Raw genomic sequence first — 6,849 nt, 5'->3', positions numbered from 1 at the left:
GATGCGCGGCCACGCGGCGGCGTGGGCGTCGATGTGCTGCCGGCCCGAAGGCCGCCTGACCGCCGACTGGTGGAGCGTGGCCAAACCGCCGCTGCCGCAAGCCCTCGTGCTGACCGAGATCGACGCCGACGGGTTCTTCGCCCGCCTGTGCGACCGTCTATTGCGCTATAAATAGGCCCTCCACGATGATTACCGTTTTCGGCTCAATCAACCTTGATCTCGTGATCCGTGCGCCCCATCTGCCCGCGCCGGGCGAAACCGTGCTTGGTGGCGCCTTTGCCGCTCATCCGGGCGGGAAAGGCGCTAATCAGGCGCTGGCCGCCCAGCGCGCGGGCGGGGCCGTGCGGCTGTTCGGGGCCGTGGGGAGCGATAGTTTTGCCGATCCCGCCTTGGCGCTCTTGCGGGCGGGTGGGGTTGATCTCAACGGCGTGTGCATCTTGCCCGGCATCGCCACCGGGATCGCCCTGATCGCGGTCGATACGCAAACCGCCGAAAATCAGATTCTCGTAGCACCGGGGGCGAATGGCGCGGTTTCCGCCGACTGGCTCCCGCCGCTCGGGGACGATGATATTCTGCTGTTGCAGGGCGAGCTTGCCTTTGCCGAAGCCCTCCGCGCGGCCCGCACCGCTAAGAGCAATGGCGCGCGCGTGGTCTGGAATCTGGCCCCGGTCCCCCCCGATTTGCCAACCGATCTCGTCGATCTGATCGACCTACTCGTCGTGAATGAGGGGGAAGCCGCCGCTCTCACCGGTGCGGCACTGCCCGAAGAATCGCTGCGGGACTGGCCGGGCGATATCGTCATCACCTTGGGCGGCGACGGCGCGATTGCCCGGTTCGGGACGCATCTCTTTTCGATCCCCGCGGTTCACATCACGCCCATCGATACCACGGGGGCGGGCGATGCCAGCGTCGGCGCGCTGGTGGCCGCCCTTAGCCACGGGCTACACCCGCCCGAAGCCCTGCGCTTTGCCCTTGCCGCCGGAACCCTCGCCTGCCTGACCGAGGGCGCGCAGCCCAGTTTCGCCACGCGCCCTCAGATCGAAGCGTTTCTGGGTTAGCGATACGCCGCGCGGTACAGCGTCACGATTTCATCCACGGTGGGCACGCGCGGATTATTGCCCGGCGAGCCCGAGGCCAGCGCCTGTTCCGCCATCCGTTCCATGAGGCCCAGATAGCGCGCCTCATCGATGCCATAGGCCTCGGGCGTCGGCACCGTCAGATCGCGGTTAAGGGCGCTCAGCGCGCCGAGAAGCGCCGAGACCGCCGCCTGGTCGCCTTCCTCTGCCGAGGCCAGCCCGAGGGTGCGCGCCACCGTTGCATAGCGTTCCAGCGCCGCCGGGGCCGAAAAGGCGGTGACGGCAGGCAGCAGCATAGCGTTCGACAGCCCGTGCGGCACGTGGAAGAAGGCCCCAATCGGGCGGCTCATACCGTGGACCAGCGCCACCGACGCATTGGAGAAGGCTAAGCCCGCCAAAGTCGCCCCGCGCATCATCGCTTCGCGCGCCACATGATTGCCGGGCTCGAAGCACGCCGTGCGCAGATTGGGATAAATCAGCCGCATCGCTTCCAGCGCATAAACATCGCTGAGCGGGGTGGCCTTGCGGCTCACATAGGCTTCAATGGCGTGGGTGAGCGCATCGATGCCGGTATCGGCGGTGAGGCGCAGCGGTTTCGTCAACGTCAGCTCGTAATCGACGATGGCGGCGCGCGGCAGGCACGCAAGGCCCATGATGAGCATTTTCTCGTCGGTCGCTTCGTCGGTAATCACCGCAAACCGCGTGACTTCCGACCCCGTTCCGGCGGTCGTGGGAATGCAGATCACCGGCAAATCGGCCTGATCGGCGCTGGCAGGCACCTTATAATCGCGCATCGCGCCGCCGCCTTTGGCCAAAACCGCCATCGCTTTTGCCGTATCCATCGGGCTACCGCCGCCGATGGCCAGAAGCCCATCGAACGCCTCGGTTTTGAGCCGTGCAACGCCCGCTTCGATGACGCTGACCGTCGGGTCGGGCACCGTTTCGTCGAAAATCCCCACCGTGAGACCCGCCGCGCGCAGCGCCGCTGCGATCTCCCCAACAACGCCGGTCTGAACCAGAAACTTATCGGTCACAATCAGCGGGTGGCGAATCCCCAGTCGGGCCAGTAACGTCGCGGTTTCCTTGCGTGTGCCACCGCCCATCACCACCAACTGCGGTGTCATTAAGCTGAACATTTTCCCCTCCCTCGAGTGCGTTCGGTTGACAGCCCCGGTCATTTCGCCGAGAGTCTTTATGTTGCAGGCGCTAACTGACTTATCTTCACACGATTTTCTGTTATCTTTCCCAAAGCCCCTGAACTTAAAGGAAAATAAATTAATCTAAAAAAAAGGGTAAATTTTTCTCTTGCTCTGCTTCGCATTTGCAGCGACCTTTAACTCAGTTCTCCTCCCTTCGTCGGGCCGTTTTACAAAAGAAGTGGAACAAGACGATGAGCGCTGCAATCATTAAGGTCGATTTTCGACTGAAGCGTATCGTTGCCAACGACAATAACGACCCGATTCATCATCGCCGCGTCAATCTTTCAGCGACGATTGCGCGGCTGCGCGCCTCCGCTGCCGCCTCAGCGGCTTCGACTCAAGCCATGCGGCAAGGTGCCGCACGGTTGCGCGAAGCATCGGCCCGAATGGAAGAAGAAACCCGCAATTTGGCGGCCAGCCTGAATAATCTCTCCAGCAGCCTCAGCGCCCTGCCCGTCTCGCAAATCTTCAATCAGCTTCAGGCGATCCGCGAGCTTTCGGCTGAAGGGTAATCCCTAGGCCGCTTCTGGTTGCAGCGCTTCAGAACAAAGGGGGAGGATGGCAACCATCCTCCCCCTTTTTTGTTCGGTATCAGGCGACCGGCACCGAAGCTAGATGATTCCGCACCGCAGCAAAAGCCGCCTCGATCAGCGCAGGGTCCGCCCCGCCCGCTTGCGCCATATCGGGACGGCCGCCGCCACCCTTACCGCCCAGAGCTTCCGCGCCAACCCGAACCAGATCGACCGCACTCAGGCGCTTCGATAGGGCTTCAGTGACGCCGATGACCAAAGAGACCTTCCCCTCGTCCGCCGCCGCGACGACAACGACGCCATCGGTCATATCCTGCTTCAGTTGATCGACCATGCCTTTCAACTCGCGCGCCGGAACGCCATCGGCTCGGCGGGCGACAAAGGCAATCCCCGCGACGGTTTCAACCGCCGCCGCCGCGCCCGAACCGCCCGTGGCCAGCGCTTTACGCGCTTCCAACAGTTCCCGCTCCAAGCGCCGCCGCTCGTCGACCAAGGCGGCAACGCGGGCCGGAAGCTCGGTCGCCGTGGTTTTCAAACTCCCGGCTGCCGCCGCCAAGGTCGCTTCTTGCTGGGCGAGATGATCGAGCACGGCTTGACCCGTAATCGCCTCGATCCGGCGGACACCCGCCGCAACCGCGTTTTTCGCCGACAATTTTGAACGCGCCGATATCGCCCGTGCGCCGCACATGCGTGCCGCCGCAGAGTTCGACCGAGAAGCGCACGCTATCCGCCCCCATCGTGACAACGCGGACTTCATCGCCATATTTTTCGCCGAATAGCGCCAACGCGCCTTCGGCAACCGCGTCATCGGGTGTCATCAGGCGGGTATTCACATCGGTATTTAGACGAATGCGGGCGTTGACCTCGCGCTCGACATCCTGCACTTCCTCCGCCGACAAGGGCTTCGGGTGGCTGATATCGAACCGCAGGCGCTCGGCCGCAACCAAGGAGCCCTTTTGCGTAACGTGATCGCCCAAGCGACGGCGTAAGGCCTCGTGCAGCAAATGCGTGGCGGAATGATTGGCGCGCAGTTGCGCCCGGCGTTCCGCCGCGACCGTCAGGGTTACACCATCGCCCACCGAAAGGCTTCCGGCGTCGACCGTGCCGAGGTGAACCCACAAATCACCGACGCGCTTTTGCGTATCGCTAATGCGCACGCGCACGCCCGCCGGGGTTTCGATAACGCCTTGGTCGCCCTGCTGGCCGCCGGATTCACCATAGAAGGGCGTTTGATTGACGATCACGGCAACGCTGCTGCCCTGGGCCGCCGTTTGCACGGGAGCCCCCTCGGCGATGATCGCCAGCACCTGCGCTTCCGCCGAATCGGTGGAATAACCGAGAAAATCGGTGGCACCGTGGGCATCGCGCAACTCGAACCAAAGCTTATCGGTAGCCGCTTCCCCCGAGCCGGACCATGCCGCCCGCGCCTTGGCGCGCTGGGCCTGCATCGAGGCTTCAAAGCCGAGCGTATCGACCGTTCGGCCCTGGCCCCTTAGCACGTCTTGGGTTAGATCGAGCGGGAAGCCGAACGTATCATAGAGCGTGAACGCCACATCGCCCGCGAGCGCCTGGCCCTCGCCGAGCTTATGGGTTTCATCTTCCAGCAGTTTCAGACCGCGCTCCAACATCGCCTTGAAGCGGGTTTCTTCCAACTTCAAGGTTTCGGTCATCAGCGCGCTGGCGCGATTGAGTTCGGGGTAATGGTCGCCCATCTGCTTTTGCAGCGCCGGAACCAGCCGCCATAGGTGCGGGTCGCGGCAGCCGATCATGTGCGCGTGGCGCATCGCTCGGCGCATGATGCGGCGCAGCACATAGCCCCGCCCCTCGTTCGACGGCAGCACGCCATCGGCCATCAGGAAGCAGGACGCGCGCAAATGGTCGGCGATCACCCGGTGCGAGATTTTATGCGGGCCGTCCGGATCGGAGTTGGCGGCATGGGCCGAGGCCTCGATTAGCGCGCGCATCAGGTCAATATCGTAATTATCGTGCTTGCCCTGGAGCACCGCCGTCACGCGTTCCAGCCCCATACCCGTATCGATCGACGGGCGCGGCAGCGGCAGGCGCGTGCCATCGCCCTGCTGCTCGAACTGCATGAACACGAGGTTCCAGATTTCGATGAAACGGTCGCCATCCTGATCGGCGCTGCCGGGTGGGCCACCCCACACCTTATCGCCATGATCGAAGAAGATTTCCGAGCAAGGGCCGCAGGGGCCGGTATCGCCCGCCGACCAGAAATTATCGCTGGTGGCGATGCGGATGATCCGATCATCGCTGAGGCCGGCAATCTTCTTCCACAGACCGTGGGCCTCGTCGTCATCATGGTAAACGGTGACGAGCAGGCGCTTGGCGTCGAGCCCAAACTCGCGCGTGACCGTGTTCCAGGCGAGTTCAATGGCGCGCTCTTTGAAGTAATCGCCGAACGAGAAATTGCCCAGCATTTCGAAGAACGTATGGTGCCGGGCCGTATAGCCCACATTCTCCAAATCATTATGCTTACCGCCCGCCCGCAGGCATTTCTGCGCGGTAGTGGCGCGCACGTAATCGCGCTTTTCCGTTCCGGTGAACAGATTCTTGAACTGCACCATCCCGGCACTGGCAAATAGCAATGTCGGATCGTTCCGTGGCACCAGCGGACTGGACTCCACGACCGCATGCCCTTGGCTGCCGAAATAGGAGAGAAATTTAGCGCGAACTTCGTTAGTGCTTTGCATGGCCTTCCCGTTGACGGTCCAGGGCTTAACGCGCCGTTCCGTTCTCACTCACACGCAGGGTCTTGCGTTGTAGCCCGGCCAAGGCGGCCTTGTCCATGCTAGTGACGGAACGGCGGCGACTTGAGCTTTCCCAACCACCGCCCCTCCCTTAATCGCCCGCCGTCTCGGGCGCGCCCATCATTGCGTCGGCGACGCCCTTGGCGTTGTCGCGAATAGTCTGCTCGACCTTATCGGCAATCGCCGGGTTTTCCCGCATAAAGACCTTGGCGTTCTCGCGCCCTTGGCCGACGCGTTGACCCTCGTGGGAGAACCAAGCCCCCGATTTTTCGACAACCCCGGCCTTCACCCCAAGATCGATCAACTCACCGACCTTCGAAATGCCTTCGCCGTACATGATATCGAACTCGACGACGCGGAACGGCGGCGCCATCTTATTCTTCACCACTTTCACGCGGGTTTGATTCCCCGTCGCGGTTTCCCGGTCCTTAATCGCGCCGATGCGGCGAATATCGAGGCGAATCGAGGCGTAGAATTTCAGCGCGTTGCCGCCCGTCGTGGTTTCGGGATTTCCGAACATCACGCCGATTTTCTGGCGGATCTGATTGATGAAGATCACCATGCAGCGCGATTTCGAAATGGTGCCCGTCAGCTTGCGCAGCGCCTGGCTCATCAGGCGCGCCTGCAAACCGACGTGGGTGTCGCCCATTTCACCTTCAAGCTCGGCGCGCGGCACGAGGGCGGCGACGCTATCGATGACCAGCACGTCAATCGCGCCGGAGCGAACGAGCGTATCGGTAATTTCCAGCGCCTGCTCCCCCGCGTCGGGCTGCGAGATCAGCAACTCATCGATATTGACGCCAAGCTTGCGCGCATAGCTTGGGTCGAGCGCGTGTTCGGCATCGACGAAGGCGCAGGTGCCGCCCGCCTTTTGCGCTTCAGCGATCACGTGCAGCGCAAGCGTGGTTTTCCCCGAGCTTTCCGGCCCGTAGATTTCGATAATGCGGCCGCGCGGCAACCCGCCGATCCCAAGGGCGATATCGAGCCCCAAGGAGCCGGTCGAGATCACCTCGGTCTCAACCGAAGCGTCGCGCTGACCCAGTTTCATAATCGAGCCTTTACCAAAGGCCCGTTCGATTTGCCCGAGGGCGGCTTCCAAAGCCTTGTTCTTATCCATGCTATCTTTATCGATAAGGCGCAGTTGCGCGACGGTCATGACGAGTGCCTCCCGGTTATTTCACAGCCATCACGGCGATGCAACGCAGGCTAGGCCAAGGCTTGATCGGCCAGGGGATGCCCTAGCCCAGACTATAACGGGAACAAAAATATGTTTCAA

The 6,849-nt window shown here is 62.5% G+C and carries 4 protein-coding genes and 1 pseudogene; 2 read left to right on the top strand and 3 right to left on the bottom strand.

Annotated features, from left to right (window positions below; genetic code table 11):
• Positions 1-185 precede the first annotated feature (185 nt).
• Positions 186-1,058: a ribokinase gene (locus tag VZ95_RS13300; protein WP_045776276.1), complete on the top strand. Its 873-nt coding sequence runs from the start codon at positions 186-188 to the stop codon at positions 1,056-1,058.
• On the opposite strand, the gene VZ95_RS13295 is transcribed toward VZ95_RS13300, so the two are convergent.
• Entirely contained in the window at positions 1,055-2,212 is a 1,158-nt protein-coding gene (locus VZ95_RS13295) for an iron-containing alcohol dehydrogenase (protein WP_045776275.1), read from the bottom strand. The two genes, VZ95_RS13300 and VZ95_RS13295, sit on opposite strands and share 4 nt — an antisense overlap.
• Before the next feature lie 254 nt (positions 2,213-2,466).
• On the opposite strand from VZ95_RS13295, the gene VZ95_RS13290 reads away from it, so the two are divergent.
• Complete coding sequence (locus VZ95_RS13290; RefSeq protein ID WP_045776274.1) at positions 2,467-2,787, top strand: hypothetical protein; 321 nt, start codon at positions 2,467-2,469, stop codon at positions 2,785-2,787.
• A 79-nt stretch (positions 2,788-2,866) separates the two neighbouring features.
• Here VZ95_RS13290 and alaS read toward each other — a convergent pair.
• Together alaS and recA are read right to left on the bottom strand one after the other, a co-directional pair.
• Positions 2,867-5,516, bottom strand: a pseudogene (gene alaS / locus VZ95_RS13285) (alanine--tRNA ligase).
• A gap of 148 nt (positions 5,517-5,664) precedes the next feature.
• A complete protein-coding gene (gene recA / locus VZ95_RS13280) occupies positions 5,665-6,729 on the bottom strand; it encodes a recombinase RecA (protein ID WP_045776273.1) in 1,065 nt (354 codons plus the stop codon).
• Positions 6,730-6,849 lie beyond the last annotated feature (120 nt).

This window comes from Elstera litoralis, from assembly GCF_000963705.1.
Taxonomy (GTDB): Bacteria; Pseudomonadota; Alphaproteobacteria; order Elsterales; family Elsteraceae; genus Elstera; species Elstera litoralis.
Note: the sequence above shows the minus strand (reverse complement) of the source record. Positions and strands in the feature narration are given on the sequence as shown.